Origin of the sequence: Roseomonas sp. FDAARGOS_362, from assembly GCF_002754815.1 — a bacterium.
GTDB classification, from domain to species: domain Bacteria; phylum Pseudomonadota; class Alphaproteobacteria; order Acetobacterales; family Acetobacteraceae; genus Roseomonas; species Roseomonas mucosa.
Genome location: NZ_CP024588.1, coordinates 629,518 through 655,607 on the forward strand (window position 1 = coordinate 629,518; position 26,090 = coordinate 655,607).

Genomic DNA, 26,090 nt, shown 5'->3' on the forward strand with positions numbered 1-26,090 from the left:
CCATGCCAGAGGATGCCGGACTGCATGGCCCAGCCGCCCCACAACCCGCCCGCCGCCGCGCCGGACTCGCTCACCGGGCGGATCGTCGGCGCCTGCTGCCGCCATGCCTGGTGGGTCCTGCTGCTGGCCCTGCTGCTGACGGCGGCCGCCGGGGTGTACAGCGCCCGGCACTTCGCCATGACCACGGACACGGCGGAGCTGATCTCGCCCGAACTACCCTACCGCCAGCGGGAGATCGCGCTCAACGCCGCCTTTCCGCAGAACCAGGACATGACGGTGGTGGTGCTGGACGGGGCCACGCCGGAACTGGCGGAACTGGGGGCGGCGCGGCTCTATGACCGGCTGAAGGGCCGCGAGGACCTGTTCCGCAGCGTCCGCCACCCCGATGGCGGCCCCTTCTTCGCCCGCTATGGGCTGATGCTGCTGCCGCTGCCCGAGGTGCAGGCCAATACCGACCAGCTGATCCAGGCCCAGCCTTTCCTGGGGCCACTGGCCGCCGATCCCAGCCTGCGCGGGGTGATGGGGGCACTGGACACGGTGCTGCTGGGGGTGGAGCGCGGGCAGGCGAAGCTGGAAGACATCCGCCGGCCGCTGGTGGCCCTGGCCACCAGCTTCGGTGCCGTGGCGGAGGGCGGGCCAGGCTTCTTCTCCTGGCGCAACCTCTTCTCCGACCGGCCGGCCGGGGTGCGGGAAACGCGCAAGTTCATCCTGGTCCAGGCGAAGCTCGACTACGGCTCGCTGGAGCCCGGCGCCCGGGCCAGCGCCGCGATCCGCGAGGCGGCGCGCGGGCTGGGGCTGGACGCGGCCCATGGCGTGAGCGTGCGCCTGACCGGCAGCGTGCCGCTCTCGGACGAGGAATTCGCCACCCTGGCGGAAGGCGCCTCGCTGATGGGCATCGCCATGGTCGTCTGCCTCGTCGCCATGGTCTGGCTCGCCGTGCGGTCCTGGCGCTTCACCCTGGCCATCCTGTTCAGCACCATCCTGGGCCTGGTGCTGACGGCCGGGGCGGGGCTGCTGGTGATCGGGCGCTTCAACCTGATCTCGGTCGCCTTCATCCCGCTCTTCGTGGGGCTGGGGGTGGATTTCGGCATCCAGGTGTCGGTCCGCGCCCGGGCGGAGCGCCTGCGCCACCCGGCGCTGGGCGATGCGCTGGTGGCGGCCGGGAATGGCGTAGGCGGCTCTCTGGCCCTGGCGGCGGCGGCCATCGCGGCGGGCTTCTTCGCCTTCCTGCCCACCAGCTATATCGGCGTTTCCGAGCTCGGGGCCATCGCCGGGGTGGGGATGGTGGTGGCCTTCGTGCTCAGCATCACCCTGCTGCCGGCCCTCCTGGCCCTGCTGCGCCCGGCGGGCGAGGCGCGGGAGGTCGGCTTTGCCGCCCTGGTCCCGGTCGAGACCTGGCTGCACCGCCACCACCGGGGGGTGATCGGCGCCGCGGTGCTGCTGGTCCTGGGATCGGTGGCGCTGATGCCGCGGCTGGACTTCGACTTCAACCCGCTGCACCTGCGCAGCGAGAAGGTGGAGTCCGTCTCGACGATCGAGGACCTGATGAAGGACCCCGACCGCTCTCCCTATACGGTCGACGTGCTGATGCCCTCTCTGGCCGATGCCGACGCGCTGGCGAAGCGCATCGCGCCGCTGCCCGAGGTGGCCCAGGTCGTCACCCTGGACAGCTTCGTGCCCGGCCAGCAGGAGGAGAAGCTGGCCGCCATCCACGACGCGGCCGACCTTCTTTCCCTGACCCTGGACCCGGTGACGGGCCGCCCGCCACCCAGCGATGCCGAGGTGGTGGAGAGCTTCCGCGCGACGGCGGCCGGGCTGCGCCGCGCGGCGGGGGAGGCGCATGATTCGGGGGCGGAGGCGGCACGGGGCCTCGCTTCGGCGCTGGAGCGCCTGGCCGCCGCTGCACCGGAGGTGCGGGCGCGGGCCTCGGAGGCGGTAATCACCCCTCTGCGCGTCCTGCTGGCCCAGATCCGCGACATGCTCTCGGCCGGGCCGGTGACGGCGGAAACCCTGCCGCCGGAGCTGCGGGCCGACTGGGTCGCGGCGGACGGGCGGGCGCGGGTGCAGGTCTTTCCCCAGGGTGGCACCAGCAGCAACGAGGCGCTGCGCCGCTTCGCCGCCGCGGTGCAGGCGGTGGCGCCCCAGGCCACCGGCGCGCCGATCTCGCTGCAGGAGGCCGGGGACAGCATCGTCCGCGCCTTCCTCCAGGCCGGGGTGCTTTCGGCCATCGTCATCACCCTGCTGCTGGCCCTGGTGCTGCGGCGGCTGCGGGACGTGCTGCTGACCATCCTGCCGGTGATCGCCAGCGGCCTGCTGACCCTGGGCGCCTGCGTGGTGCTGGGGGAGGCGCTGAACTTCGCCAACATCATCGCCCTGCCGCTGCTCTTCGGCATCGGCGTGGCCTTCAACATCTACTACGTGATGGCCTGGCGACATGGGGAGACGGCGCTGCTGTCCAGCAGCCTGACCCGCGCCATCGTCTTCAGCGCCCTGACCACGGCGACGGGCTTCGGCAGCCTCTGGCTCTCCACCCATCCGGGCACGGCCAGCATGGGGCGGCTGCTGATGATCTCGCTCGCCTGCGTGCTGCTGGTGATCCTGCTGCTGCAGCCGGTACTGCTGGCGAGGCCGGCGGCCGGGAAGCGCTGACCGCCGCCCGGCGCCCCGTGCCTCAGGTGCGGCGCCTCAAGCTGGCTTCATCAGCCGGTCGCTGAGCTCGTTCAGCCTTTGCACCAGGGTCGCCGCGCCCTGGCGGACGGGGGCGGCGAATTCCGAACGGCGGATGCTCAGCTCGCTGATCGAATCGTGCAGCACGTCGGTGATGCGCCAGGCCCCGTCCGCCTGGTGCATGCGGTAGGTGAGGTCCACCGGCTTCCCCGAGGGGTTCAGCAGCCGGCTCACCACGATCTTCTCGTCGCCCCGGTCCTCGACCCGCTGGGTCTCGAAGCCCTGGCCGCTGTAGCCATCGAAGTTGCTGGCGTAGCTGGCGACGGTCATCCGGGTGAAGGCCTGGATGACCGCCTGCTGTTCCTGCGGGGTGAAGGAGGTCCAGCGGGACCCCACGGCGAAGCGGGACATGGCCGGAATGTCGAAGACCGCCTGCACCACCGGGGCGAGCTGCTGGTAGCGGCCCTGGATGCCCAGCGCCTGCGCCCGCTTCATCACGTCGAGCAACGTGGCATGCAGCCGCTCGATCTGCGCCGCGGCGGGATCGGCGGCCTGGGCCATGGCGGGCCGGGGCATGGCAACCGGGGCGAGGGCGGGAAGCAGGACGGCCGCGAGGAGCCCCTGCCGGCGGGAAATGGGCATGCCTGTGTTTCCCCGGCGCGCCGCCGCTTGGCAAGCCTGGCCGGTGGGCGGCGCGCGGTGGCCCGGTACAAAGCTGCGTGGGCGGGCCTCCGTGCCCCTATCCGGTTTCCGGTCGTCTGTGGCGGCGGGGTGGTCCGGGCTGTGGCGGATCAGCCACAATCCTGACGGAAGAAGGGGCTCACCGGCTTGTTGCCCTGCACTTGCGGCTCCAATCAGGAAGGATGAACCCGACCGGTACGGTCTGGAACCCCGGAACTCGGCCTTGGTGCGGAGGGCAGGGCCGATGTGCGGCCTGTGCGGGCGTGCGGTCCGGCCATGCGTGCTAGGAGACGGAGGAAGCTCGCGAATCCTGGCCGTGAACGGGTCCGGGCGACCGGGCCCGGAGCTGCCCGCCGGATCGTGCCGGAAGCCGTTCCGGAGGAGGATGGCCCAGGATGGATCGCCCGAACGGCTTGGTCTGCCGGGAGATCCGTCCGGGCCGGGTGCCCGGCGGCATGTTGAGATGGAACCTGGCCGCCCGACGCGGCGGCCGTGAGAGACAGCAAGGAGCGCGGCTTTGGGCATTCCCATGCTGCAGGCGGCCCGGATCGGGTCCTATATTTTCAGGCAGCACCTTTCGGGGCGGAAGCGCTATCCGCTCGTGCTCATGCTGGAGCCCCTGTTCCGTTGCAACCTCGCCTGCGCGGGCTGCGGCAAGATCGACTATCCGTCGGAGATCCTGAACCAGCGTCTCTCCTACGACGAGTGCATGGAGGCGATCGACGAATGCGGCGCCCCCGTCGTCTCGATCGCGGGCGGCGAGCCGCTGCTGCACAAGGAGATGCCGAAGATCGTCGAGGGCTATCTGGCGAGGAAGAAGTTCGTGATCCTCTGCACGAACGCACTTCTGCTGGAAAAGAAGATCGACGACTACAAGCCGCATCCCGCCTTCACCTGGTCCATCCACCTGGATGGCAACGAGGCGATGCACGACAAGTCGGTCTGCCAGGCGGGCGTCTATGACAAGGCTGTCGCGGCCATCAGGCTCGCGAAGAGCAAGGGCTTCCGCGTCAGCATCAACTGCACGCTGTTCAACGACGCCGACCCGCAGCAGACCGCCGACTTCTTCGACGACATGAAGGCGATCGGGCTGGACGGCATCACCGTCTCCCCGGGCTATGCCTATGAGCGCGCGCCGGACCAGCAGCACTTCCTGAACCGCACCAAGACCAAGGAGCTATTCCGCGGCATCCTGGCGCGGGGCAAGGGCGGCAAGAAGTGGCCCTTCAGCCAGTCCACCATGTTCCTGAACTTCCTGGCCGGCAACGAGGCCTATGCCTGCACGCCCTGGGGCAACCCGACGCGCACGGTCTTCGGCTGGCAGAAGCCCTGCTACCTGCTCGGCGAAGGCTATGCGAAGACCTTCCGGGAGCTGATGGACGACACGGAGTGGGACAAGTACGGCGTCGGCAACTACGAGAAGTGCGCCGACTGCATGGTCCATTCAGGCTTCGAGGCCTCGGCGGTGAAGCACACGGTGCAGAACCCGGTGAAGGCGGCGATGGTCTTCCTGCGCGGCGTGCGGACGGACGGGCCGATGGCGCCCGATATCTCGATCGAGAACCAGCGTCCGGCGCAGTTCGTCTTCTCCGGCCATGTGGAGAAGAAGCTAGTGGAGATCCGCCGTACGAAGAGCGCCAAGCACGGCGGGAGCACCAAGCCCGGCGCCCAGGCGACGATTGCCGCGGAGTAGAGCGCGGAACGCCTTCTCCGCCTCGATCCCGGTGCGCAGCAGCGCCGGGATCTGAAGCGGGTCGCGCAGCACCGAACCCAGCACGGCGAGCGGCGCCATGCGCCCGTCCGGCCGCATGCCCAGCATCGCGGCCGGGGGCAGGTTGCGCTTCGCGGAATCCGAGATCGCGCGAGCCACGGCGAAAGGCAGCCCATGCCGCTGTGCCACACGCCCCGCGATATGCGATTCCATGTCCACCGCCACGGCGCCAGAGGCCTTGCGCAATTGGGCCTTCCAGCGCGCGCCGGTGACCATCTCCTCCGACCCCGCCACCAGCCCTGGCATGGCGCCAGGCAGGTAGTGCAGCAGCCATTCCGTCCATTCCGGATGGGTGGGGATGCGGCTGTGGCCGTCGAGCACCGCGCCGGCCACCACCCAGTCGCCCGGTTCCAGCCCCGGGGCGAGGGCGCCGGCCAGGCCGGTGCTCAGGATGCCGCGCACCTGGGGTGCCAGCCGCTCCAGCTCCGCCTCCAGCCGCGTGGCGTCGCCGCCGCCGGAGATGGCGAGGATACCGGGACCGGACACGATCCGGGCTTCCCGCCGCAAGCCCGTCGCGGCGAGGAGTATCGGGGGGATCGAGGTCACGGGTGGCTCAGAGGCCCCAGGAAGGCTGGGTCGCGTTGCCCTTGCGCAGGTTGCGGTAGCGCGCCACGGCCCAGAGCGGAAAGAAGCGCGCATAGCCGTGGTAGCGGAGGTAGAAGACGCGCGGGAAGCCGCCGCCCGTATAGGCCTCCTGGTTCCACAGCCCCGTCTCGTCCTGCTGCGACTTGAGGTAGGCGACGCCGCGCGCCACGGCGGGATCGTCCACATGGCCCGCCGCCATCAGCCCGAGCAGCGCCCAGGCGGTCTGGCAAGGGTTGGACGGCGCCTTCTCATAGCCGCGGTAGTCGAGCTTGTAGCTTTCGCAGTCCTCGCCCCAGCCGCCATCCTCGTTCTGGATGCGCAGCAGCCATTGCGCACCGCGCCACACGGTCGGATGCTCCGATGTCCAGCCCGCCGCGTTCAGCCCGCACAGAGCCGACCAGGTGCCGTAGATGTAGTTGACGCCCCAGCGGCCGAACCAGCTTCCGTCGGCCTCCTGCTCGCGCACGATATAGTCCAGCGCGGCTCGCATCCGTGGGTTCGCCTCGGTCTCGCCGAGCTGTGCCAGCATCGCCACGCAGCGCGCGCTGACATCCACGGTCGGCGGGTCGAGCAGCGCGCCGTGATCGGCGAAGGGGACGTTGTTCAGGTAATGGTAGCTGTTGTCGGCGTCGAAAGCGCCCCAGCCGCCGTTGCGGCTTTGCAGCCCGATGGTCCATTCCGCGCCGCGCGCGATGGCTTCGTCGAAATCCTCGCCCGGGTCCAGCCTGCGGCGGGCGCGGTCCATCGCCATCACCACCACGGCCGTATCGTCGAGATCGGGGTAGTGCGCGTTGCGGTACTGGAAGGCCCAGCCGCCGGGGCGCACGTCGGGGCGGATCTCGGCCCAGTCGCCGCGCACCTCCAGCTCCTGCAGCGGCTTCAGCCAGGCCAGGCCCTTCTCCACCGCCTCGGCATGCTCCAGCTCGCCCGCCTCCATCAGCGCGTGGCAGGTCAGCGCGGTGTCCCAGACCGGGGAGACGCAGGGCTGGCAATAGGCCTCGTCCTCGCCGACGATCAGCAGCTTCTCGACCGAGGCACGGGCGATGGCGCGGTCCGGATGATCCTCCGGATAGCCGAGCACGTCGTACATCATCACGCTGTTGGCCATGGCCGGATAGATCGCGCCCAGCCCGTCCTCGCCGTTGAGCCGCTCGCGCACGAAGTTCACGCACCAGTCGATGGCGCGCTGGCGCGAGCCCCTGGGCCAGAGCGGCTCGGCGGCCTTGAGGCCGAGGTCGAGGCTGTTGAAGAACAGCGCCCAGCCCGGCTTCCGATGCGTCTTCGCCCGCCGCAGCCGCATGCGGTCGCGGGGCAGGAAGAGCTCGGGGATATGGATGCCGCGCGGGTTGCGGGCGCGGGCCTTCTTCGCCTGCAGCACCAGCAGCGGCACGATCACCGTGCGCGCCCAGTAGGCCATCTTGCTCAGGTGGATCGGGAACCAGCGCGGCAGCAGCACCATCTCCACCGGCATGGAGGGCACGCGGCTCCAGGAGATCTCGCCGTACATGGCGAGCAGGATGCGGGTGAAGACATTGGCGGCGCCCGCGCCGCCACGGGCCAGCAGAGCCTCGCGCGCCCGCGCCATGTGCGGCGCGTCGGGGCTGTCGCCGATCATCTTCAGGCAGAAATAGGCCTTCACCGTCGCGCTGATGTCGAAGGCGCCGCCATGAAACAGCGGCCAGCCGCCATGATCGCCCTGGATGCGGCGCAGGTAGTTGCCGATGCGCCGCTCCAGCTCCAGGTCCTCCGGCTCCGCCAGATGATGGCGCAGCAGGACGTACTCGGCGGGGATGGTGGCGTCGGCCTCCAGCTCGAAGACCCAGTGCCCGTCCTCGCGCTGCATCTCCTTGAGTGCCTGCGCGGCACGCCCGACCATCGCATCGAGCGTGGCCGCGCTGACCGGTTCCCCAGCCGCGGGATGCGGGGCCGCAGGGTGCGAAGCCAGGGAAGCGATGTCGTCGGTGTTGTCCTGCGGTACACCAGCCGGTGCGTCGAACATTTCGCAGCAGCCTCAGTTCATGATGGAGAGGGCCAGAGCGGCAGCCCTCTCTCCGGAGCGCAAGGCGCCCTCGATGGTGGAAGGAAGTCCGGTATCGGTCCAATCGCCTGCCAGGAACAGGTTCGTCCAGCGGGTGTGGGTGGATGGCCGCCTTGCGTCCTGCGCGGGCGTGGCGGCGAAGGTGGCGCGCTTCTCCTTCACGATGCGCCAGGGGGGGAGGGCATCGGTAAGTCCATGCACGCGCACGATGTCGCCCCAGATGCGCCGGGCCAGCGCCTCCGGATCGGCGTCCAGCAGCGCATCGGCATTGCTGATGGTGACGGAGAAGCGGTCGTGGAAGGCGAAGATCCATTCTGCCGTGCCGCCGACCACGCCGATCATCGGCTCCGCGCCTTCCGGCGGGGCGAGGCGGAAATGCGCGTTCAGGATGGCGCGGAAATCGTCCGGCGCCTCCAGCCCCGGCACCAGTTCCGTGGCCACCCAGGGCGGCACGGCCAGCACCACGGCCTCGTCCCGCCCGACCGGCACGAGGCCATCGGCGAAGGCCAGGGCGGAGACGCGCTCGCCCTCGAATTCCAGCCCGCGCAGCCGGCGGGACAGGCGGATCCCGGTGCCCTGGCGGCCCAGATGCGCCAGGGCCGGGTCCACGAAGGCGGCGGCCAGGGTCGGCTCGGCGATGCGCGGGCGGCAGGCGCCACCGCCCCGGGCCAGGCTGTCCCGCACCACGGCGCCGGCGAGGTCGGCCGAGCCTTCCTGCGGGCGGGTGTTCAGGGCGGCGACCAGGAAGGGCTGGAGCAGGCGTTCCCAGAGCGGGCCGGAGCAGTCCAGCACCTCGTCGATCCGCTTGCCGGGATGCGGGCGCAGCAGCTTGCCAAGGGCGAGGTAGCCCGCCGCCCCGGTGCCGGGCACGCGGCGGGAGGGGCTGAGGATCCACCAGGGCAGGGGACCGTCATTCGGCCGCAGCCGCCAGGAGTCCCCGTCGCGCAGGTCGGTGAAGGCGAAATCGGCCGTTTCCGGCCCGGCCAGCCGGTCCTCCGCCCCGATGGCGGCGAGATAGCGGGTCACGGATTCATTGCCGGACAGGATGAGATGGTTGCCGTTGTCGATCACCAGGCCGAGCTGGCTGTCGCGATAGGAGCGGCAACGCCCCCCGGCCTGCGCGGCCGATTCCGACAACTCCACCGGCAGGCCCCGCCCGGCCAGCGCCACCGCCGCCGAGAGCCCGGCCATCCCGGCCCCCACCACATGGGCCCGTCCTAGATGGTCCCGCGCCCGACCTGTCACGCCCGGTCCGCTCATCCGAACAGCCCGTGCCGCGCCACGATCCAGAGCAGGCGCGGCTTGCCGATCCGCACCCTCCGGCGCGGCGCGCGCCAGCCCTGGGCCAGCATCCTGTCCAGGATGCGGCGGTACACCGCCCCCATCAGGAGCGGCGCCATCAGCCGGCCACGGGGCCGGGCCCGCATGACCCGTTCCGCCCCGGCGAAATGGGCCTGGGCCTCGTGGGCGAGGGCATGGCAGGCGATGTCCACACGCGGGTCGGCGATCACCGCCGCCGGGTCGTCCATGAGGCTGGCCGGAATGCCGGCGGCGGCCAGCTCCTCGCGCGGCAGGTAGAGCCGCCCGATCGCGGCGTCCTCATCCAGGTCGCGCAGGATGTTGGTCAGCTGCAGCGCCATGCCGAGGCTGTGCGACAGGGCGAGGCCGGGCGCTTCCTCCATGCCGAAGACGCGGCAGGACAGGCGCCCCACCGCGCAGGCCACGCGGTCGCAGTAGAGGTTCAGGGTGGCGCGGTCCGGGGCGCGGATATCGCCCGCGACATCCATCGCCATGCCTTCGACGACAGCCAGGAAATCCTCCAGCCGCAGCCCGTAGCGGCGCACCGTCCCGTGCAGGAAGGCCGCGCGCCCGGCCGGCCGGCCGGCGAAGAGGGCGGCGAGGTCGCGCCGCCACTCCTCCAGTTCCGCAGCGCGGGAGGGGCGGGGGCGCGTGCCGTCATCGGCGATGTCGTCCACCTGCCGGCAGAAGGCGTAGATGGCGAACATGCCCGCCCGTTCCGGCTTCGGCAGCAGGCGCATGGCGGCATAGAAGGAACTGCCGGAAACCTGCCGCTCCAGCGCGGCCAGGTCGTCGGTTGTGCTCACGGCGGCTGTCACCTCGTCATTCCCGCCGTCGCGCCTCCTTCTCCGTTCCGCCGGCCCCATCGGGTGATGCCATAGCCGGCCGTGTGCCTCTCCGGGAGGGCCAGCCCCAGCGGGTGCCCAGCGTTCCGGCCGCTCCCAGCAGGGCGAGGCCCAGGGCCTCGGCACGCCGGTGATGCACGCGCTCCGCCAGGGGATCGCGCCGGAGCAGCCGAATCGTCAGGCTTTCCGCCAGTTTCTGGATCACTCCTACTTCCACAGAGAGACGCAGATCCTGGATCTGTGTCGAAAAAGCGCGTGAGGCGTCCAGCAATCCGGCGGTTTTCTCCGCCAGCGTGGCGATCACGCCACGCAGGGCGGGGCTGGCGGCAGGAGCGTCCAGCGCCTCCACCCCGATCCCGGCGCGTTCCAGCAGGTCCCGCGGCAGGTAGACCCGGTCCAGGTTCCGGCGGTCCTTGGCGCAGTCCTGCAGGTGGTTGATCATCTGCAGGGCGCTGCACAGGGCGTCGTTGCGCGGCCACAGGGCCCGGCTCTCACCATGCACGTCCAGCACGAAGCGCCCGACCGGCGAGGCGGAATAGCGGCAATAGTCCATCAGCTCCGCCCAGTCCGCGTAGCGGAGCCGGGTCACATCGCGGCGAAAGGCTTCCAGCAGATCCAGCGGGTGCTGCTCGTCCAGCCCGCGCTCGCGCAGCACCCGGTGCAGCGCCTCGCCCTCAGGATTGGCGCCTGCCTCGCCCCGCAGCCCGCGCTCCATGCGGGCGAGCTGCTCCAGCTTCTCCGCCGGGGCGGCGGTGGGGTGGTCGGCCACGTCGTCGGCGATCCGGGCGAAGCGGTAGAAGGCCAGGATGGCCGGACGGTGCCGGGCGCTGACGAGATGCGAGGCGACGGGGAAGTTCTCGTCCCCCGAACCCTTGCCGGAAGCGAGATCGGCGGCCTGGGTCATGGCCGGGCTCCTCCGGTGCTTGTGCCGGTGCCGGAACCCTGGCCGGCCGTTTCCATCTGCGCCTGGGCGCGGCCCTTCCACATGCCGCCCCGGCCACGCCGGACATCGAGCGCGGAACGCAGCGTGAAGACCGTGTAGGCGAGGCCGATGGCAGGTAGGGCCAGGCCCCAGAGCACCGCGCCCGGCGGGGACAGCCGGTAGAAGCGGAGCATCGGATGGAAGGCCAGGGCCATCAGCCCCCAGGCCAGGAAGCTCAGGAACTGCGCCCAGCCGCCCGCGAAAAGCGCCAGCAGCACCGGCAGCATGTAGGTCACAACCATCCCCAGCACCGTCCCGGCCAGGAGCCAGGGCGAATAGCCGAGCTGCGCATAGGCGGAGCGGGACACCATCCGACCGATCTCGGCCACGCTGCGATAGGGGCGCAGGCTGGCGGCGCGGTAGGTCAGGCTGAGGCGGATCGGCCCCTGCGCCTTGAGCCGGCGGCCCAGGGCGCAATCGTCGATGATCTCGTGCCGGATGGAGTCGATGCCCCCGGCGGCCTCCAGCGCCGTGCGGCGGACCAGCATGCAGCCCCCGGCGGCGGCGGCCATCGGGTTGCGGTCGTCGGAGACCCAGCGGAAGGGATAGAGCATCTGGAAGAAGAAGACGAAAGCGGGGATCAGGAAGCGTTCCGCCGCATTGGCGCAGGAGAGCTCCGCCATCAGCGAGACCAGGGCGCAGCGGTCGCGCTCCGCCCGCGCCACCAGGGCGCGCAGGTTGGTCGGCGTATGGCCGATATCGGCATCGGTCAGCAGCAGGTATTCCGGCGGCGCCTCGCCAGTCCCGGCGCAGGCATGGGCCACGCCCTGGCGCACGGCCCAGAGCTTGCCGGTCCAGCCCTGCGGCAGCGGGGTGCCGGGCAGAACCTCCAGCCGCTCCTCGGCACCGGGGATAGCGCGTGCCGCCTCGGCCGTGCCGTCGGTGCTGCCGTCATCCACCAGGATGACGCGGAAGGGGCCGGGATAGCGCTGCGCCAGCAGGCTGCCGACCGAGCGGGCGATGACATCGGCCTCGTTGCGGGCGGGGACTACGGCGATGACGGCCGGCCAGGAGGCGGGGTCGGGGGCCTCGTCCCGATCGTCGCGGTCGCGGGCCAGCCAGAAGCCGCCGCGTGCCAGCAGCATGACGAGCCAGATCGCCACGGGCACGAGTGCAAGCAGGGTGAGAAGCATTCAGTGCAGGTAGCCTGCCTCGCGAAACCAGGCCAGGGCATCGGCCACGCCCTGCTGGTACGGGCGGGCGCTGTAGCCCAGCTCCCGTTCCGCCTTGGCGGAGGAGAAGAACATCCGGTAGCGCGACATGCGCAGGCCATCCACGGTCAGCAGCGGCTCCTTGCCGGTGATCCGCGCCACCGCCTCGAAGCCGTAGGCGAGGGGGTAGAGCGGGCCGCGCGGCAGGCTGATCCGGGGCGGCTTGCGCCCGGTCAGCCCCGCGATCACCGAAAGGAGTTCCTTCAGCGACACGTTCTCGCCGCCCAGGATATAGCGTTCGCCGATCCGCCCGCGCTCGAAGGCCAGCAGGTGCCCGGCGGCGATGTCGTCCACATGCGCGAAGTTCAGCCCCGTATCGACGAAGGCGGGCATCTTGCCGCGCGCCGCATCCAGGATCATGCGCCCCGTGGGTGTCGGGCGGATGTCGCGCGGCCCGATCGGGGTGGAGGGGTTCACGATGACAGCGGGGAGATTCTCCTTCGCCACCATCTCCTCGACCACCCTCTCGGCCCAGGTCTTGGATCGCTTGTAGACGCCGATCGCCTCTTGCGGCGCGGCAGGGGAGGTCTCGTCCACCGGGCCGGTGGCCCCGGCGATCCGGAGCGTGGCCACGCTGCTGGTATGGACGATGCGCTCCACGCCTTCCTTCAGCGCGGCGCGCATCAGGTTGCGCGTGCCCTCCACATTGGCGCGCGTCATCACCGAGGGATCGGGCGCCCAGAGCCGGTAATCCGCTGCCACGTGGAAGAGGTAGCGCATCCCCTTGAGCGCGGCGGCGAGGGATGCGGCATCGGTGAGGTCACCCTGCACCACCTCGAAGCCCAGGCCCGACAGGTTGCTGCGTGGGCTGGTGGGACGGATGAGGGCGCGCACCTCCAGCCCGCGGGCCAGAAGGCTGCGCGCCACGGCGGAGCCGAGAAAGCCGGATGCGCCCGTGACCAGGACCTTGTCGCCGGGGCGAAGGGGCACCGGGGACGGCTGATCCGTCCGATCGCCAGCCTGTTCCATCGATTCGGGGAGCTCCGGATCGGCCTGTGCTGCGGCGGGCCAGAGCTGCCCGGGCTTCCCGCCGGCTGGCCGGATACGGGGCGGGAAGCCGGCGCAAGTTAGCCCAAATAAGCGGGGTATGAAAATGGCCCTGACGCGATTATGGCGGAAAAACAGGCAAATAGGCCATGGAATGGCGGGACGCGTGCATCGCGCACGACATGCTTGTGCTTCCGGGCCATGCCAAGCCGTCCGATGGAGAAAGTACCGGAAGCGGGCCAGATCGTTATGAAAACCGGAGTTTGTGTAATCTTCCGGAGATAACAGGAAGTTTTATCTATTGTGAAGATTTATCTCGTGTTATGAGACGTCTCACAAGGCGCATCGACGCTCGCAGTGTTCACCCTTCCTGAACGCTTTTCATGCGGAACTGATGCCCGAACATGGAACAGAAGGTTTGCCCGCCATGGACATGAACTGGGTCGGACGGCTCGCCCGCCAGGACATCCTCCCCCCACGCGTGACCGAGGACCCCGCCCTGCTGGCCTCCATCGACGAGGATCTCCGCCAGGCTTCTGCTGCCATCGACGCGGCGCTGGTTTCCCCGATGCGGGCCATCAAGGCACAGCACATCGCCCGTGCCATGGCGCATATGGCCGAAGCCCAGCGCGTCCAGCGCGTGTTGGAAGTCGCCGCGCAGCGCGAGGGCTGAGGAAGCCTCATCCGAGCGGCGCGGCGGGGATCAGCCGAAAGGGCGCAACCTGTCCCGCCACCCTGGCGAATACAGCGGCACCATGGCCCGAAGCGGATCTTCCCCGGATTCCGCTTCCGCCATCTCATCCGGCAGGGCCGGCTTTGCCAGGCGCAGCAGAAGCGGGCGCGGCAGGAGCTTCCGGTCCGGCTGGCCCGTCCCGCAACGTTCGACCCGCTCCTCACGCCGGGTAGCCTGCAGCGCCGCCAGGGGCTTGATCAGCCGGCGCATTTCCCGCTGCACCATGTCCGCTGCCCAGTTCTGGTGCGCCGCGCCGAAGATGGCGGAGGCGACTGCCCATGATTCGCCTTCGGAATGCCCTGTTCGCCGCAACTCCTCGTATTGCCGGGCAGCCTCGCGAGCGGCGAGGAGATCGAGCGTCGTAGGGGGAGGGGAGGATTCGTGGGCCATGGGCGAAGGTTAGCGAGAAAAGAACAAATAGGGAACAAAAACCTCATGCGAAAACATCCCCGGAACTGATGGGTGTGGAGTCCAGGGATCGGGCATGATGGTGCGCCATGGTCCAGGGGCTGGTCGAGACCGGTGGTGCGAACCAGATCAAAGCTATGATGAGGAAATTGGCTGGGGAACCTGGATTCGCAGTCCCCAGGCAAAAAACCCAACATCATCAATGCACGCCAACGGTCAGAGCCGCCAGACAATTGGTTTGTGGAACAGGCGAATGGAGCAGTCAATGGTGGACGCTATCCAGCCACCTCCCTTGCCTAGAGGCTGTTGTGGACCTGGGTGATTGAGGTGAGGTGCTTGAGCATGAGGCAAGCAAAGGCGACGAGATGGAGGCCTGCGAGTGTTTCGGGCAGGCGTTCATAGTCGCGGACGAGGCGTCGGAAGCGGGTAGCCCAGGCGAAGGAGCGTTCCACCACCCAACGCCTGGGCAGGAGGACGAAGCCGCGCTTGGCCTCGTGGTGGCGGACGACCTCGAGCTGAATGCCGTGCCTGGCGGCAGCCTCAGAGGGCTTCGGACCGGTATAGCCCTGGTCCACGAAGGCGATCTCGACGCTCTCGCCGGTGGCATTCTGGACGGCGTCGGCCAGGCGCCCGACCTCGGCACGGTCGTCGGCGGTGGCCGGCGTGACGTGCAGCGCCAGAAGGTGGCCGAGCGTATCGACGGCCGCATGCACCTTCGAGCCCCGCTTGCGCTTGGCCCCGTCGTAGCCCGCCCTGGCCCCACTCTCGGGGGTGGATCGGAGCGTCCGGCTGTCCAGCACCGCCGCCGTCGGCTCGGCCGCGCGGCCTGCCTCCAGCCGCAGCACGGCCCGCAGGTCGTGCACGATCGCCTCGAACACCTCCGCCGCCAGCCAGCGCCGGGCCTGGGCGTAGACGATGTCCCATGGTGGCAGGTCATTGGGCATCCAGCGCCAGGGCGCGCCCGTCTTGACCACGTAGCGCAGCCCGTTGAACACCTCGCGCAAGGCATGGCGCCGCTGCCCCGACGCCTCGGGCAGCAGCACCAGATAGGGCGCAACCAACGCCCATTCCTCATCAGATACGTCGGACGGATAGGACTTGCGGGTCATCCCGCAAATCTGGCCCTCACGTCAGTCCACAACAGCCTCTAGCTCCGCCCGAGGATAGGGGAATCCCCACCCACGGAGCATTGCCGATGCCTCAGGCCCGCGCCTCTGCCGCCGAGTACGACCGGCGGCTCGCCAATGCCGAGGCCATCCTGGACCGGCGCGTTGCCACCTGGCGCGCCGAGCCCGCCTCCCCTGCTGGCCTTCTCGCCGCCGGTGGCACGCTGGCCGGGCTCCTCGGTACCGCAGCCATCGTGGGTTTCGCCTGCGGCGGCCCCGCCGGAGCCCTGGTCGCCCCGGTGCTCGTCACCCTGCCCGCCATCATGATCGCCGGGACGGCCGGTGACCTGGACCAGGACGTGCAAGCATTCCGGGCCAGCCGTCGCGCCGCCGCACTCGCCTAAGCCGGGCTCCAGGGCATCCGTGACCCCCGGCGGCGCACCCTGCGTGACCGGCTCGTCAACTTGCTCGGCCGCCGGACCGCCGAGGCCGTCGTGGAACGCGCCACGGAAGACCTGGCCGCCGGGATTTGGGGTCAGGAACCGCCCGCGAGCCTGAGCTATGCGATGTCGGCCTGGATCCGAGCACGCTGCGGCCCGTAAGCCCGGCACAGGAGCAGACCATTGTCCGGGATGCCGAGCACGCTGTTCGGGTCCGGGTGACGGCCCAGAGCCGGGGCGCGATGACCGTCTACAGCCACGGCCGCCTGGACTCTGGCTATGGCGGTCCGTCGATGATGACCGTCGACGCGGGACTGCTCTCTGCCGCTTGGCACGATGCTGGCCGCGTCACCCGGACATGGACGCCCGGGGAGAGCCACGAGCGCGGCTGGGATCCCCAGACTGCCGCCGCCGAGATCGTCGAGCGGTCGGGGGCGCGGGACACGGCGGGGCGGCTGCACACCCGTGTGGACCTCGAGGTGCTGGCCGAGGAGGCCGACTCGTCGCTGACGAGCTCCGGGAGATAGGCAGCCTCATCGCGATAGCGGCGGCCGAGCTCATGACCCGGATCGCCGAGGAGGCGCGGCTGGCGTATAGCCAGGGCGTCGCCACCGCCGAGGTCAGCCTCAGCCGCCGCCGGGGCGTCGACCTTGGCGACCTGGCACGAACGCTGGCAGCGGTGCAGGGCGTCCAAGAGCCGGGCATGGGCCGGAGGGCCTGACGACCTGCGCCAGGAAAACGGGGAAGGAGCCTACGGGCCCCCTTTCATATGCCTATGAGCGTCATAGGACGGCAGCGGGAGCCGGAGGTTGGAGGCGGACTGATGCCCCGGATTGCGCCGGGGCATCAGTCCGGCAGGAAGGCGAAGAGCTTCACCAGGACGCGGCCGCAGAAGAAGAGGCGGCGGCGGAACGCGGCAGGGGTCTCCGCCAGGGTGCGCTCGCGTGCGGCCGGGCCGCACATATAGAGCGGCTCGGCGAGGAAGAACTCCTGGCGCTGGCACCACGCCGGGGCGGGCTGCCCCGAGAGGTTGGCCATGTGCTCGGCCAGGCCCGCGAGGTGGACGCGCTGCACCAGCTTCGGGAGGTGGGTCGGCTCGTCCCTGAAGACGGCGGGGTTGATGGAGAGGAGAGAGTCTCTCTTCCGGGCGCCCTTGGCCGTGAGGTCCCGGATGAGGTGGTCGATGAACTCCTTCACCATGTTCGTGTAGTCGGCGCCGTGAGTGTCGACCAGCACTGAGACGTCGCGGAGGCTCTCCGGCGGCGGGATGAAGCGCATACGAGCTTCCTAGCATACGCTCGGGCGGTTAGGCGGCCGCCAATCCAAGGTTTGCTGCACTGACACTCAACTGGCCCCGGCAGGGCAGGGGAGGGAGCGCTCGGTCGCCGCGTTTGGGCATGATCGGCTCCCAGACGCGGCGAACGGAGCTCGGACGCCCGGGACCAATGCTGTCCGGCTCAGCCACTGGCGCCGATCTCCTCCTGGAGGTGCGAGCGCCACTCTGCCCGGAAGCTCGGTCGAGGCTCCAGAACGATCCGGCCGGGAGGTCCAGGCGCCCGACCCTTGCCGCTGTGCGGCACCTCGTACTCGGTCGAGTATCCCAGGCAGGAGCGACCGCGGGCATATCCTGCCCGCCAACCTGCCCGGCAGTCGCCGGACAAGTTGGCGGGTACCAAGCCTTCCCTGTCGACCTCTGCCTCCCCGAAGGCGATGGCGGAAAGTGCGCTCTCGGTCCAACGCTCCGCCGTCCGTAGAGCGCGGCGCCCAGTCACCGCGTCGTCGTCGCCCTCCGCCGTATGCGACACTGCTGCCGGTGCGCTGTGATCGAGCATATCGGTAGCGGTCGAAGCCTCTCCACCGCCTGGGCCTTGAGGCGGCTCGACAGGCGGCAGCAGCGTCGCCCAGTAAACTTTCTCCGGCGACCCGGTGAACCAGGTGTAGAGCCAGGTGCCGTCCGAGTACCGGCTCGGGTTGCCGTAGAGTGAGGTGAACTCGCCGCGCCCGATGGCCGCAAGGCGGTCAGGGCGGGGGCGGATGCCTTCGAACAGGAACTTCCGGCGGCGGGGAGGCGGCCCTTGGCCGAAGCCCGGCTGAAACCGGCGTGTACCACGACCTCCTCGACGGACTGCACCACCGGCACGCCTTTGATTGCGGCGACAGGCGCGGCAAGGGTTTCCGGCGCCTCAGTGTCCTTCCCGCCGCCCGGGCCAATCGGTGACTCGGCATCGAGAGCGCGCCGGACCAGCGCCCTGGCCGCGTCCATGACAGAGAGTTCGGTGTAATCGCCTTCCAGGACCCTGCCGTCGGCATCGACAACCAGGTAGTCGCCGGTGCGGCGTTTGGACTCTGGAGAGTAGGCCGGGGTCAGGCCGCCGCAGAAATGCGCCGTACGCAGCCACGCTGTCAGAGCAGCCTTGTCGCCGGTGATGTGGATCCCGCTGAGCGTCCGTCCTCTCGGCAGGTTCGTTGCGACCTCCCCCATGGCCGACACCATGTCCACCAGAGGCCCGGAAGGTGCAGTCCAGGCGTCTGCCACGGGCTCGGCAGCCGGGACCTGCTCCAACGCCGCCGCGACGGCAATCGCCTCCTCGAGGTCCACTTGGCGCGTGTCGTAGATCACTCCGGACGGCGGCATGCAGATGTTCGGCAGCCGCGCGGGCGGGAACCCCTTGAACGGAGACACGCGCGGGCGGGGCAGGGCCGTCGCCATGATTGCAGCGGCACGGGCGGCAATCTGCTGGGCTCGCATCTGACGGGCAGCCCGGTCACGTGGGGTTACCCATTTGCGGGCGGACGGCGACTGGGGACCATGAAGAGCCACCCGGATGCGGTCCATGCCCACTGGTAAACAGACCTTGCGGCCGTCCAGGGGAACGCCGTCACGGTCGATGATCAGGTAAATCGGCAACGGACGGCCGGAGCCGGTGATGCCGCTGGAGACCAGGAGCAAGCCCAGCGGGCTATCGGCCGCGAAACCCGCGACCTCGAGATCGCGGGTCTCCCACCACTCCAGGCCAGCTCGCACGATATCCTCAACGGCCGCCCGCTGGACCGGGGTCAGCGGCATCGGCCCGTCATCGACGGCCGCGGCAGGGGCCTCGGACACCGCCACCTCGTCCTCGGCGGCGAGGATCTCGGCCAGGGCGGCCTCGGCAGCCTCGAATCCGCGCTCGGCGGCACTGACCGCAGCCCGCAGCTTGCTGTCCTGACGTCCGTAGCTGCTCTGCCGGTTGCGAGCCGCCTTGAGGTCACCCTCGGTCACCTCAGTGTCGCCGGACTTGAGTGCATCACGGATGAGGTCTTTGGCGGCGGCCGCGGCGTCCCAAGCGGCCATGTTGGCGGAAAGCGCAGCGCGGGCATCAGCGAGGGCGCGCTCGGCGGCGGCAACGCGCTCGCGAGCGTCAGAGACGCCAATGCCGCAGTCGGTACGGAGGGTGTCGCGCTCGGCGGAGGCTGCGGACGCCAGATCGGCGCGGGCAGCATCGAGAGCGGCCTTCGCCGCTGGAGCGGCGGTCTCGGCCGCCTGGGTCCAGTGCTGGAAGGCGATGCCCACGCGGTCCTCGGCGGCGTGCCGGATGGCGGTGGCGGCGGACAGGAGGTCCTCGGTGTTGATGTGCGACATCTGGGGGATGGTCCTCATTCCGGCCGGGGTGGAGGCCGGGCAATCGGAGAATACCGACTGCGATAAAGACATGATGGTGTGAGAAAATCCCCTGACGCAAGGAAATCGGCGCACGGCAAGCACTAAACCCGTAAACTTTGAACTTTGATCCTTATGTTGACAATAAGGAGCTCTGGGAATGAGACGAGGGCCCTCGGGCCCAGGTAATGAGTGCGGAAATCCGCACGCGAGAGATTCGTCGCGACCCAGACCAATTTTTATTCGGCGATAATCAGTATAAGCAAAACTGATTACTTTCTCGCTGCCACCGGACCGGCGCAGGATGCGACGATATCCAGGATGTCGGCCATATCTACTCCGGCGCCGAGAGCAGACATCATCGCCGCCTGGACGGCGACGCGCAGCGCGGCCTCGGGCGCCAAGCCCTGGGCCACTGCCTCCTGCACCGCAGCGTCAGTGGCGGACATCAGCGTTCGGCGGGCGGGCATCGTCTCGCGGTCGGCATAGACGCCCTTGGCTCGCTCGACTGCGGCCAACGCGCGCTGGAGAGCGGGCGCTAGATCCTGAGGAGAGGCGCCCATGGGCGGCTGGGCCGGTGCACTGGTGGCCGGTGGCGCGGAGTACGGCTGCGGGGCAGGGGAGGGCGCCTGAGGCGCGCTCAGGGGCGGCAGTTGGTCGGGCAGGGGCACGCGACCGAGGAGCATGTCCTCGCTGACACCCAAAACCTTGGTCACACCTACCAAGGTCTTGCCCCTGGGTAGCTTTGAACGACCTCGCAACACATTTCTAAGTGTGTCCGCATGGCATTTCGCTGCCAAGGATGCGGCCCTTGGAGTCATGGAGCGCATCTTAAGTATCCGCCCGAGCCTGTCCGCGACGCTGTCGGGCTCCGGGGTCGGCCAGGGGATCGTGCGCGGCCTGGCCATCAGCCGAAGTCCGTATTTCTTGAAGAATTCCAAGTCACCGCAGCACTCCTATGCCGACAATGTTGCTATCATGAGGAAATCCACATGATAATCGGTACAGGAGGACCGCATCATGCTTGATGTCCACAAATCCGTTGTTGATACCGTCGACCAGTTTTTGGCCGACACCGGCATGGCGCCGTCGCGTCTGGGCATGGAAGTCGCCGCCGACGGGCATCTCGTCCGCGAGCTTCGCGCAGGCCGCATCACGCTCGCCAGGATCCAGGCGGTGATGAGGTTCATCACCGACTACCGGCAGCCGGTGCCCGCAGCGACTGACTGATTGGATGACGAGGCAAGCGGACATGCCGCCGGTATGCCGCACCCGCCTTCGCCAGCCAAGGATTTTTGTCAACAATAAGGACTATGGGAGGACAGAATGCGCTCACCGTTTAACCGGCTCGGCCTCAGCCGCCTGTCGAAGGTCGACCACATTGGCCTCATCCTGGCGGCGCCAGAAACCGCCCCCATCCGCCAACCCGATCCTATTTTCGAGTCCCTCGAACAGATTCTTCGCCAGCGCGCCAGCCAACCCCGCCGCTCGACCAACAAGGAGGTCGCGGAGCGGGTGATGGCCCGGTTCCGCGACGCCATCGCTCGCGAGGATGCCCGGGAGGCTACACGGAAGGCTGAACGCGAGGAGCGTCTACACTACCTGCGTACGGCTCCCTTAGATGAGCTTCTGGCCGCTGCGCGTCGCAAGCGCGACTTCCTCGACATCGCGCGGGCCCGCGGTCTGCCCGACGCATGGGCCCATCACCGCATGCTGGACCTGCTCACAGCCAAGCAGCGCCGCATCCGGGGTGCCTGAGCCCTTCGACAACCAACCCTGGGATTTTGCCAACTATGTCAACTATGAAGTCCTGGCGCGGAAGCGCAGCCGCTCTTTCCGTCGTCGACGATGACGAGATCCTCCGTGTCGTGAACGAGCAGGCCCGCATCCTCGACGGTCGCTGCCTGTGCTTCGGCTGCGGACAGATCCTGGTTGCCGGTGAGCGGGCGCAGGTGCGCCGCGCCCTGATGGCGGACGGCGATCTCGGGGCCTGGACGTCGTGCCTCCAGTGTGTCGCCGCCGAACGAGAGGACAGCGACGGCTTGGACGGGCTTTCTGTTGCCTTGGCGCAGATCCAAGACGCCGAGGATGAGCTTGTCGGCATGCCGATGGTGCCTTTTGGTGAGGCGGTCGGTGCGGTGCTCGGCCGTCTCAGCGCGGGTTGGCGGGCCGCGGCGAAGGCCATGGCGACGGAGGGCAGGGGATAGGCTGCCGAATGACAAGGAGGAGGGCTGACGGGCGGTCTGCGGGCCGCCCGTTTGCGTTTGCGGGCACTTGGTAGTCACCGGCGACTGAGATGGTTGCTTCAGGGGAGCAGTAGTCCGTCGGGAGGGGGCTGAGGACAACCGACTACTGCTCACCGGCCGTCCCTTGCCAGCGGATCGTCGACCTTTCGGGAGTCATTACTGCTCATCCCCGGAGGCCCAGAATGCACCAGTTTGTACACCTCAACGGCTACAGCCTGCACCTCGCGGCGACGAGGAAGAAGGAGGCCCGTACCCTCGGCGATGTCATGGGCGAGATGCTCAGGCAGCCGGGCTACTGTTCCCATCTTGAGATCCCCCGGATGTGGAACGGCATGGAATAGGAACCCTGTTGGAGGGGTGATCGGCGTCCAAACGGGGTTCTGACTCAATTTTGCTGAAGTTGACGTGCTGGGTTCCCTGGTCAGTCAGGGATCAGCAGGATGGCGAGGAACCTCAGTCCAGCAGCTTTAATCCCGCCAGGATTCGTCCTGGAGAGCGTGGACGAGACCGGCACAGCGGTGGTGATGACGGTGCGACCATCAACGGTAGCAGGGATCTGTCCCGGCTGTGGTGGCGTCAGCCATCGAGTGCACAGCCGCTACACTCGGAACTTGGCCGATCTCCCGTTGAGCGGGCGTCCTGTGGAATTGAAGCTCCTCGTCCGGCGGTTCCGCTGCGACCGTGCCCTGTGCCCCCGCCGCATCTTCTCCGAACGGTTCGTGGCTGCGACGCCATGGGCTCGGCGCACGGCCCGGCTGGACGAGATCGTCCACCACCTCGGCCTGGCGCTTGGCGGCCGTCCGGCCGCGAGCTTCGCCCAGAGGCTGCGATTACCGGTCAGCAACGACACCTTGCTGCGGGTCGTCCGGCGCCGTGGAAGCCCAGCGTTCACGCCACCGCAGGCGGTCGGGATCGATGATTGGGCGTGGAAGCGCAACCACCGTTACGGCACGCTGATCTGCGACCTGGAGCGACGACGCACTATCGCCCTCTTGCCCGACCGCGAGCCCGCAACGGCGCAGGCCTGGTTGTCCGGCCAGCCGCAGATCGAGATCGTGACCCGCGACCGCGGTGGCGCCTACGCCCTGGCCGCGGCACGGGCGCTACCTGATGCGATGCAGGTAGCCGATCGTTGGCACCTGATGGAGAACGCCAGCCAGGCTTTTCTGGCCGCGACCCGAGCCTGCATGCGCCAGGTGCGCGCGGCTATCGGCGCCACCACGGTCGACCCCCGGCTGCTGACCGCGGCGGAGAAGCTCCAGTACGAGGGTTATCTCCGACGTGAGGACGCCAACGCCGCGGTCTTGGCGCTGCACAAGGCGGGCAAGGCGATCAAGGAGATCGTCCGGTGCACCGGTCATAGCCGCGGAACGGTGCGGCGCATCCTGCGCGGCCAGCGCGCGGATGTGTTCCGCACGCGGGAAAGCTCGCTCGACGCACACCTCCCCTGGCTGGACGCGCGCTGGGCGGCTGGAGTCCGCAACGGCGCCGCGCTGTGGCGCGAGCTTCGCGATCTCGGCTTCCACGGCTCGCTGCGGGTGGTCGCAGAGTGGGCGACGCGTCGCCGCCGGTCAGAGCAGGTCAACGTCGAGGGGCTGAGCCGTGTTCCGTCGGCCCGCACCGTGGCACGCCTGATGACCATGGCGCGTGACAGCCTGTCCAAGACGCAGACTGTGACGGTGGCTGCTATCGAAGCAGCGGTGCCTACCCTGGTCCAGGCGCGGGAGATCGTCGAAGCCTTTCACGCCTTGATCCGCCGAAAACATGAGGCCGCGTTGGATGGCTGGCTCGACAGGGCGGCAGCCAGCCTCCTGGCCCCGTTCGCGCGCGGGCTCGCCCGGGATCATGTCGCCGTCCGAGCCGCAATTTCCTCCGCTTGGTCCAACGCCCAAGCCGAGGGGCAGATCAACAAGCTGAAGGTGGTCAAACGCCAGATGTATGGCAGAGGGAATCTCGACCTGCTCCAGGCCCGCGTCATAGCAGCAGGCCGATGACCGCCATCGAAATTGCGTCAGAGCCCAAACGGGACCCCACTGACGGCGGGGTTCACAGTGGTTCCCGGGATGATCGGGAGCCAGGGCTGGGATGCTGGTCGTGGAGACGGTGGCAAAGATCCGGCGCCTGCACTGGGTGCAGGGCAAGTCGATCAAGGCGATCTGTCGCGAGCTCGGGATTTCGCGAAAGGTGGTCCGGAAGGTTCTGCGGTCCGGGGAGACGGAATTCCGCTACAGCCGGGCGCGGCAGCCGCAGCCCAAGCTGGGACCTTGGCAGGCCGATCTGGAGCGCCTGCTGGAGGCGAACGAGGCGCGGCCGCGGCGCGAGCGGCTGACGCTGGTGCGGGTCTACGAGGCGCTGCGTGGGCTGGGATATGAGGGCGGCTACGACGCGGTCCGGCGCCATGCGCGGGGGTGGCAGGCGTCACGGGCGACGGCGGTGGCAGCAGCCTTCGTGCCGCTGAGCTTCGCGCCGGGCGAGGCGTACCAGTTCGACTGGAGCCACGAGGTCGTGCTGATCGGCGGCACGACGGTAACCGTCAAGGTCGCGCATGTGAGGCTATGCTACAGCCGGATGCTGTTCGTTCGCGCTTATCCGCGCGAGACGCAGGAGATGGTGTTCGACGCCCATGACCGGGCGTTCGCCTTCTTTCGCGGCACCTGCACGCGGGGCATCTACGACAACATGCGCACGGCGGTGGACGCGATCCTGGTGGGACGGGATCGTGCCTACAACCGGCGTTTCCTGCACATGTGCAGCCACTACCTGGTCGAGCCGGTGGCCTGCACTCCGGCCTCAGGCTGGGAGAAAGGTCAGGTCGAGAACCAGGTCGGGCTGGTGCGGGAGCGGTTCTTTACGCCGCGACTGCGGGTGAGGAGCTACGAGGAGCTGAACGCCCTTCTGCTGGACCGGTGCGTGTCCCATGCCCGGGCCAATCGGCATCCGGAGCAGAGGGAGCGGACAGTCTGGGAGGCGTTCGAGGCGGAGCGGCCAAGCCTGGTGCCCTATGCCGGACGGTTCGACGGGTTCCATGCCGTGCCTGCCGCGGTGTCCAAGACCTGCCTGGTGCGGTTCGACAACAACAAGTACTCGGTGATGGCGAGCGCGGTGGGGCGGCCGGTCGAGATCCGGGCCTATGCCGAGCGGATCGAGCTGCGCCAGGACGGCCGGGTGGTGGGCGAGCACCGGCGCGTGTTCGGCCGGGACCAGACGGTGTTCGACCCCTGGCACTACGTGCCCGTGCTGGCGCGCAAACCTGGAGCGCTGCGCAACGGGGCACCGTTCAAGGACTGGCTGCTGCCCGGTGCACTGGAACGGGTCCGCCGCAAGCTGGCCGCGGCCGCCGATGGCGACCGGCAGATGGTGGAGATCCTGACCAGGGTGTTGGACGACGGTCTGGCTGCGGTCGAGGCCGCTTGCAGCGAGGCGCTGCGCGAGGGCGTCCACTCGGCCGACGTCATCCTCAACATCCTCGCCCGCCAGCGCGAGCCACCGCCGCCGGTGACCATCCTGACCCCGGAGGCGCTCCGGCTGCGGCATGCGCCGCTGGCCGACTGCACCCGCTACGACAGCCTGAGGAGAGGACCCTGATGGAACGCACCGCTATCCTCGCCACCATGGGCGAGCTCAAGCTCTACGGCATGCGCGCGGCGTTTGACGCCATCATCACGGCCGCCGTCAAACGCCAACATGAGCCACAGCAGGTCATCGGCGACTTTGTCTCGGCCGAGATCGCCGAGAAGCAGGCGCGCTCGATCAAGTACCAGATCACCACCGCCAAGCTGCCGCTGGCCAAGGACGTGGACGAGTTCGGGTTCGACGGTACCCCGGTCAACGAGGCTCTGGTCCGTGATCTCGCGGGGGGTGGGTTCCTGGCCCAGCAGCGCAACGTGGTACTCGTCGGCGGCACCGGCACAGGCAAAACTCATTTGGCCATCGCCATTGCCCGGGCCTGCATCCGCGATGGAGCGCGCGGGCGGTTCTACAACGTGGTGGACCTGGTGAACCGTCTTGAGGCCGAGACCCGGGCCGGACGACAAGGGCGCATCGCCGACCATCTCTGCCGCCTGGATTTCGTTGTCCTCGACGAGCTTGGCTACCTGCCGTTCGCCCAGTCCGGCGGCCAGTTGCTGTTCCACCTGGTCAGCCGCCTCTACGAGCAGACCTCGGTCATCGTCACCACCAACCTCGCCTTTGGTGAATGGCCCAGCGTCTTTGGGGACGCCAAGATGACCACCGCCTTGCTCGACCGCCTCACTCACCACTGCGACATCGTCGAGACCGGCAACGACAGTTGGCGATTCAAGAACCGCGCCTGAACGCCTTACAAGAGGGGTCCCTTTTGCGCGCCGATCTGGGGTCCCCATTCAATGCCGATTGACAGCCTCTGGCTGCATGGGCATCACCACCGCTCGTATGAGGCCCGCCTGAATCTCCCCAGCGGCCGGGAGACGCGG

General features: G+C 69.0%; 27 protein-coding genes. 14 read left to right on the forward strand and 13 right to left on the reverse strand.

Annotated elements, in window-relative coordinates; translation table 11 throughout:
• Positions 1-24: 24 nt before the first annotated feature.
• Positions 25-2,649, forward strand: coding sequence for an MMPL family transporter (locus CTJ15_RS07715; RefSeq protein ID WP_193009650.1), 2,625 nt, complete (start codon positions 25-27; stop codon positions 2,647-2,649).
• Positions 2,650-2,685: 36 nt separating this feature from the next.
• Here CTJ15_RS07715 and CTJ15_RS24295 read toward each other — a convergent pair whose 3' ends face one another.
• The gene (locus tag CTJ15_RS24295; protein ID WP_075821330.1) at positions 2,686-3,309 is read right to left on the reverse strand and encodes an ABC transporter substrate-binding protein; all 624 of its coding nucleotides are present in this window, start codon (positions 3,307-3,309) and stop codon (positions 2,686-2,688) included.
• A 568-nt stretch (positions 3,310-3,877) separates the two neighbouring features.
• On the opposite strand from CTJ15_RS24295, the gene hpnH reads away from it, so the two are divergent.
• Complete coding sequence (gene hpnH, locus CTJ15_RS07725; protein WP_369924167.1) at positions 3,878-5,041, forward strand: adenosyl-hopene transferase HpnH; 1,164 nt, start codon at positions 3,878-3,880, stop codon at positions 5,039-5,041.
• Here hpnH and CTJ15_RS07730 read toward each other — a convergent pair.
• From CTJ15_RS07730 to hpnA, 7 genes are all read right to left on the reverse strand, one after another.
• On the reverse strand, positions 4,958-5,605 hold the full coding sequence (locus CTJ15_RS07730) for a hopanoid-associated phosphorylase (protein ID WP_058389531.1): 648 nt from the start codon (positions 5,603-5,605) through the stop codon (positions 4,958-4,960). The genes hpnH and CTJ15_RS07730 overlap by 84 nt on opposite strands.
• Positions 5,606-5,672: 67 nt before the next feature.
• Positions 5,673-7,703: a squalene--hopene cyclase gene (gene shc / locus CTJ15_RS07735; RefSeq protein ID WP_216348565.1), complete on the reverse strand. Its 2,031-nt coding sequence runs from the start codon at positions 7,701-7,703 to the stop codon at positions 5,673-5,675.
• A 12-nt stretch (positions 7,704-7,715) separates the two neighbouring features.
• Positions 7,716-8,948, reverse strand: a complete 1,233-nt coding sequence (gene hpnE / locus CTJ15_RS07740) for a hydroxysqualene dehydroxylase HpnE (RefSeq protein ID WP_255414125.1) — start codon at positions 8,946-8,948, stop codon at positions 7,716-7,718.
• A 50-nt stretch (positions 8,949-8,998) separates the two neighbouring features.
• Positions 8,999-9,847, reverse strand: coding sequence for a presqualene diphosphate synthase HpnD (hpnD, locus tag CTJ15_RS07745; RefSeq protein ID WP_099782116.1), 849 nt, complete (start codon positions 9,845-9,847; stop codon positions 8,999-9,001).
• Between the two features lie 16 nt (positions 9,848-9,863).
• Positions 9,864-10,790, reverse strand: a complete 927-nt coding sequence (gene hpnC, locus CTJ15_RS07750) for a squalene synthase HpnC (RefSeq protein WP_058389533.1) — start codon at positions 10,788-10,790, stop codon at positions 9,864-9,866.
• The gene (locus tag CTJ15_RS07755) at positions 10,787-12,001 is read right to left on the reverse strand and encodes a glycosyltransferase (protein WP_075821327.1); all 1,215 of its coding nucleotides are present in this window, start codon (positions 11,999-12,001) and stop codon (positions 10,787-10,789) included. The genes hpnC and CTJ15_RS07755 overlap by 4 nt, the downstream gene beginning before the upstream one ends.
• A complete protein-coding gene (gene hpnA, locus CTJ15_RS07760) occupies positions 12,002-13,009 on the reverse strand; it encodes a hopanoid-associated sugar epimerase (protein WP_019460560.1) in 1,008 nt (335 codons plus the stop codon). It lies immediately after the preceding gene.
• A gap of 484 nt (positions 13,010-13,493) precedes the next feature.
• Here hpnA and CTJ15_RS07765 point away from each other — a divergent pair, with 484 nt between their 5' ends.
• A complete protein-coding gene (locus CTJ15_RS07765; protein WP_075821326.1) occupies positions 13,494-13,739 on the forward strand; it encodes a hypothetical protein in 246 nt (81 codons plus the stop codon).
• 30 nt (positions 13,740-13,769) lie between these two features.
• Here CTJ15_RS07765 and CTJ15_RS07770 read toward each other — a convergent pair whose 3' ends face one another.
• Together CTJ15_RS07770 and CTJ15_RS07775 are read right to left on the reverse strand one after the other, a co-directional pair.
• Positions 13,770-14,189 (reverse strand): hypothetical protein, encoded by a 420-nt coding sequence (locus CTJ15_RS07770; RefSeq protein WP_126281852.1) that lies wholly within the window; start codon positions 14,187-14,189, stop codon positions 13,770-13,772.
• A 314-nt stretch (positions 14,190-14,503) separates the two neighbouring features.
• Entirely contained in the window at positions 14,504-15,316 is an 813-nt protein-coding gene (locus tag CTJ15_RS07775) for an IS5 family transposase (protein WP_027281464.1), read from the reverse strand.
• Between the two features lie 86 nt (positions 15,317-15,402).
• Here CTJ15_RS07775 and CTJ15_RS07780 point away from each other — a divergent pair, with 86 nt between their 5' ends.
• The 3 genes from CTJ15_RS07780 to CTJ15_RS24300 all read left to right on the forward strand — a co-directional run bounded on the left by CTJ15_RS07780 (position 15,403) and on the right by CTJ15_RS24300 (position 16,474).
• Positions 15,403-15,717 carry a hypothetical protein gene (locus CTJ15_RS07780; protein WP_099781431.1) on the forward strand — a complete coding sequence of 105 codons (315 nt, stop codon included), beginning with the start codon at positions 15,403-15,405 and terminating at the stop codon, positions 15,715-15,717.
• Between the two features lie 278 nt (positions 15,718-15,995).
• Positions 15,996-16,280 carry a hypothetical protein gene (locus CTJ15_RS07785; RefSeq protein WP_126281853.1) on the forward strand — a complete coding sequence of 95 codons (285 nt, stop codon included), beginning with the start codon at positions 15,996-15,998 and terminating at the stop codon, positions 16,278-16,280.
• Positions 16,281-16,312: 32 nt separating this feature from the next.
• Positions 16,313-16,474, forward strand: a complete 162-nt coding sequence (locus tag CTJ15_RS24300; protein WP_167522617.1) for a hypothetical protein — start codon at positions 16,313-16,315, stop codon at positions 16,472-16,474.
• A gap of 125 nt (positions 16,475-16,599) precedes the next feature.
• Here CTJ15_RS24300 and CTJ15_RS07790 read toward each other — a convergent pair whose 3' ends face one another.
• From CTJ15_RS07790 to CTJ15_RS24305, 3 genes are all read right to left on the reverse strand, one after another.
• Positions 16,600-17,031, reverse strand: a complete 432-nt coding sequence (locus CTJ15_RS07790; protein WP_099781433.1) for a hypothetical protein — start codon at positions 17,029-17,031, stop codon at positions 16,600-16,602.
• Between the two features lie 490 nt (positions 17,032-17,521).
• A complete protein-coding gene (locus CTJ15_RS07795) occupies positions 17,522-19,375 on the reverse strand; it encodes a hypothetical protein (protein ID WP_126281854.1) in 1,854 nt (617 codons plus the stop codon).
• 290 nt (positions 19,376-19,665) lie between these two features.
• Positions 19,666-19,842 carry a hypothetical protein gene (locus CTJ15_RS24305; protein ID WP_193009651.1) on the reverse strand — a complete coding sequence of 59 codons (177 nt, stop codon included), beginning with the start codon at positions 19,840-19,842 and terminating at the stop codon, positions 19,666-19,668.
• 235 nt (positions 19,843-20,077) lie between these two features.
• On the opposite strand from CTJ15_RS24305, the gene CTJ15_RS24310 reads away from it, so the two are divergent.
• The 8 genes from CTJ15_RS24310 to istB all read left to right on the forward strand — a co-directional run bounded on the left by CTJ15_RS24310 (position 20,078) and on the right by istB (position 25,952).
• Entirely contained in the window at positions 20,078-20,389 is a 312-nt protein-coding gene (locus tag CTJ15_RS24310; protein ID WP_193009652.1) for a hypothetical protein, read from the forward strand.
• 24 nt (positions 20,390-20,413) lie between these two features.
• Entirely contained in the window at positions 20,414-20,623 is a 210-nt protein-coding gene (locus CTJ15_RS07805; protein WP_099781436.1) for a hypothetical protein, read from the forward strand.
• A 96-nt stretch (positions 20,624-20,719) separates the two neighbouring features.
• A complete protein-coding gene (locus CTJ15_RS07810) occupies positions 20,720-21,151 on the forward strand; it encodes a hypothetical protein (RefSeq protein WP_099781437.1) in 432 nt (143 codons plus the stop codon).
• A gap of 44 nt (positions 21,152-21,195) precedes the next feature.
• Positions 21,196-21,600 carry a hypothetical protein gene (locus CTJ15_RS07815; protein ID WP_126281856.1) on the forward strand — a complete coding sequence of 135 codons (405 nt, stop codon included), beginning with the start codon at positions 21,196-21,198 and terminating at the stop codon, positions 21,598-21,600.
• Positions 21,601-21,821: 221 nt separating this feature from the next.
• Complete coding sequence (locus tag CTJ15_RS24315) at positions 21,822-21,980, forward strand: hypothetical protein (RefSeq protein WP_193009653.1); 159 nt, start codon at positions 21,822-21,824, stop codon at positions 21,978-21,980.
• 99 nt (positions 21,981-22,079) lie between these two features.
• A complete protein-coding gene (locus CTJ15_RS07820; protein ID WP_075800945.1) occupies positions 22,080-23,633 on the forward strand; it encodes an ISL3 family transposase in 1,554 nt (517 codons plus the stop codon).
• Between the two features lie 91 nt (positions 23,634-23,724).
• Complete coding sequence (gene istA, locus CTJ15_RS07825) at positions 23,725-25,224, forward strand: IS21 family transposase (protein ID WP_099780886.1); 1,500 nt, start codon at positions 23,725-23,727, stop codon at positions 25,222-25,224.
• On the forward strand, positions 25,224-25,952 hold the full coding sequence (gene istB, locus CTJ15_RS07830) for an IS21-like element helper ATPase IstB (RefSeq protein ID WP_099780961.1): 729 nt from the start codon (positions 25,224-25,226) through the stop codon (positions 25,950-25,952). The genes istA and istB overlap by 1 nt, the downstream gene beginning before the upstream one ends.
• Positions 25,953-26,090: the final 138 nt, after the last annotated feature.

Bases quoted from the DNA above. Each gene is read 5' to 3' on its own strand.
- istB (WP_099780961.1), top strand. From the start codon at position 25,224: ATGGAACGCACCGCTATCCTCGCCACCATGGGCGAGCTCAAGCTCTAC.
- CTJ15_RS07820 (WP_075800945.1), top strand. From the start codon at position 22,080: ATGGCGAGGAACCTCAGTCCAGCAGCTTTAATCCCGCCAGGATTCGTC.
- CTJ15_RS07785 (WP_126281853.1), top strand. From the start codon at position 15,996: ATGACCGTCTACAGCCACGGCCGCCTGGACTCTGGCTATGGCGGTCCG.
- hpnC (WP_058389533.1), bottom strand. From the start codon at position 10,790: ATGACCCAGGCCGCCGATCTCGCTTCCGGCAAGGGTTCGGGGGACGAG.
- CTJ15_RS07770 (WP_126281852.1), bottom strand. From the start codon at position 14,189: ATGGCCCACGAATCCTCCCCTCCCCCTACGACGCTCGATCTCCTCGCC.
- CTJ15_RS07810 (WP_099781437.1), top strand. From the start codon at position 20,720: ATGCGCTCACCGTTTAACCGGCTCGGCCTCAGCCGCCTGTCGAAGGTC.
- CTJ15_RS07805 (WP_099781436.1), top strand. From the start codon at position 20,414: ATGCTTGATGTCCACAAATCCGTTGTTGATACCGTCGACCAGTTTTTG.
- CTJ15_RS07795 (WP_126281854.1), bottom strand. From the start codon at position 19,375: ATGTCGCACATCAACACCGAGGACCTCCTGTCCGCCGCCACCGCCATC.
- CTJ15_RS07780 (WP_099781431.1), top strand. From the start codon at position 15,403: ATGCCTCAGGCCCGCGCCTCTGCCGCCGAGTACGACCGGCGGCTCGCC.
- CTJ15_RS24305 (WP_193009651.1), bottom strand. From the start codon at position 19,842: ATGTCCGCCACTGACGCTGCGGTGCAGGAGGCAGTGGCCCAGGGCTTG.
- CTJ15_RS07775 (WP_027281464.1), bottom strand. From the start codon at position 15,316: ATGACCCGCAAGTCCTATCCGTCCGACGTATCTGATGAGGAATGGGCG.
- CTJ15_RS24315 (WP_193009653.1), top strand. From the start codon at position 21,822: ATGCACCAGTTTGTACACCTCAACGGCTACAGCCTGCACCTCGCGGCG.
- CTJ15_RS24300 (WP_167522617.1), top strand. From the start codon at position 16,313: ATGACCCGGATCGCCGAGGAGGCGCGGCTGGCGTATAGCCAGGGCGTC.
- istA (WP_099780886.1), top strand. From the start codon at position 23,725: ATGCTGGTCGTGGAGACGGTGGCAAAGATCCGGCGCCTGCACTGGGTG.
- CTJ15_RS07765 (WP_075821326.1), top strand. From the start codon at position 13,494: ATGGACATGAACTGGGTCGGACGGCTCGCCCGCCAGGACATCCTCCCC.
- CTJ15_RS07755 (WP_075821327.1), bottom strand. From the start codon at position 12,001: ATGCTTCTCACCCTGCTTGCACTCGTGCCCGTGGCGATCTGGCTCGTC.
- hpnH (WP_369924167.1), top strand. From the start codon at position 3,878: ATGCTGCAGGCGGCCCGGATCGGGTCCTATATTTTCAGGCAGCACCTT.
- shc (WP_216348565.1), bottom strand. From the start codon at position 7,703: ATGTTCGACGCACCGGCTGGTGTACCGCAGGACAACACCGACGACATC.
- CTJ15_RS07715 (WP_193009650.1), top strand. From the start codon at position 25: ATGGCCCAGCCGCCCCACAACCCGCCCGCCGCCGCGCCGGACTCGCTC.
- CTJ15_RS24310 (WP_193009652.1), top strand. From the start codon at position 20,078: ATGTCCTCGCTGACACCCAAAACCTTGGTCACACCTACCAAGGTCTTG.
- CTJ15_RS07790 (WP_099781433.1), bottom strand. From the start codon at position 17,031: ATGCGCTTCATCCCGCCGCCGGAGAGCCTCCGCGACGTCTCAGTGCTG.
- CTJ15_RS24295 (WP_075821330.1), bottom strand. From the start codon at position 3,309: ATGCCCATTTCCCGCCGGCAGGGGCTCCTCGCGGCCGTCCTGCTTCCC.
- CTJ15_RS07815 (WP_126281856.1), top strand. From the start codon at position 21,196: ATGAAGTCCTGGCGCGGAAGCGCAGCCGCTCTTTCCGTCGTCGACGAT.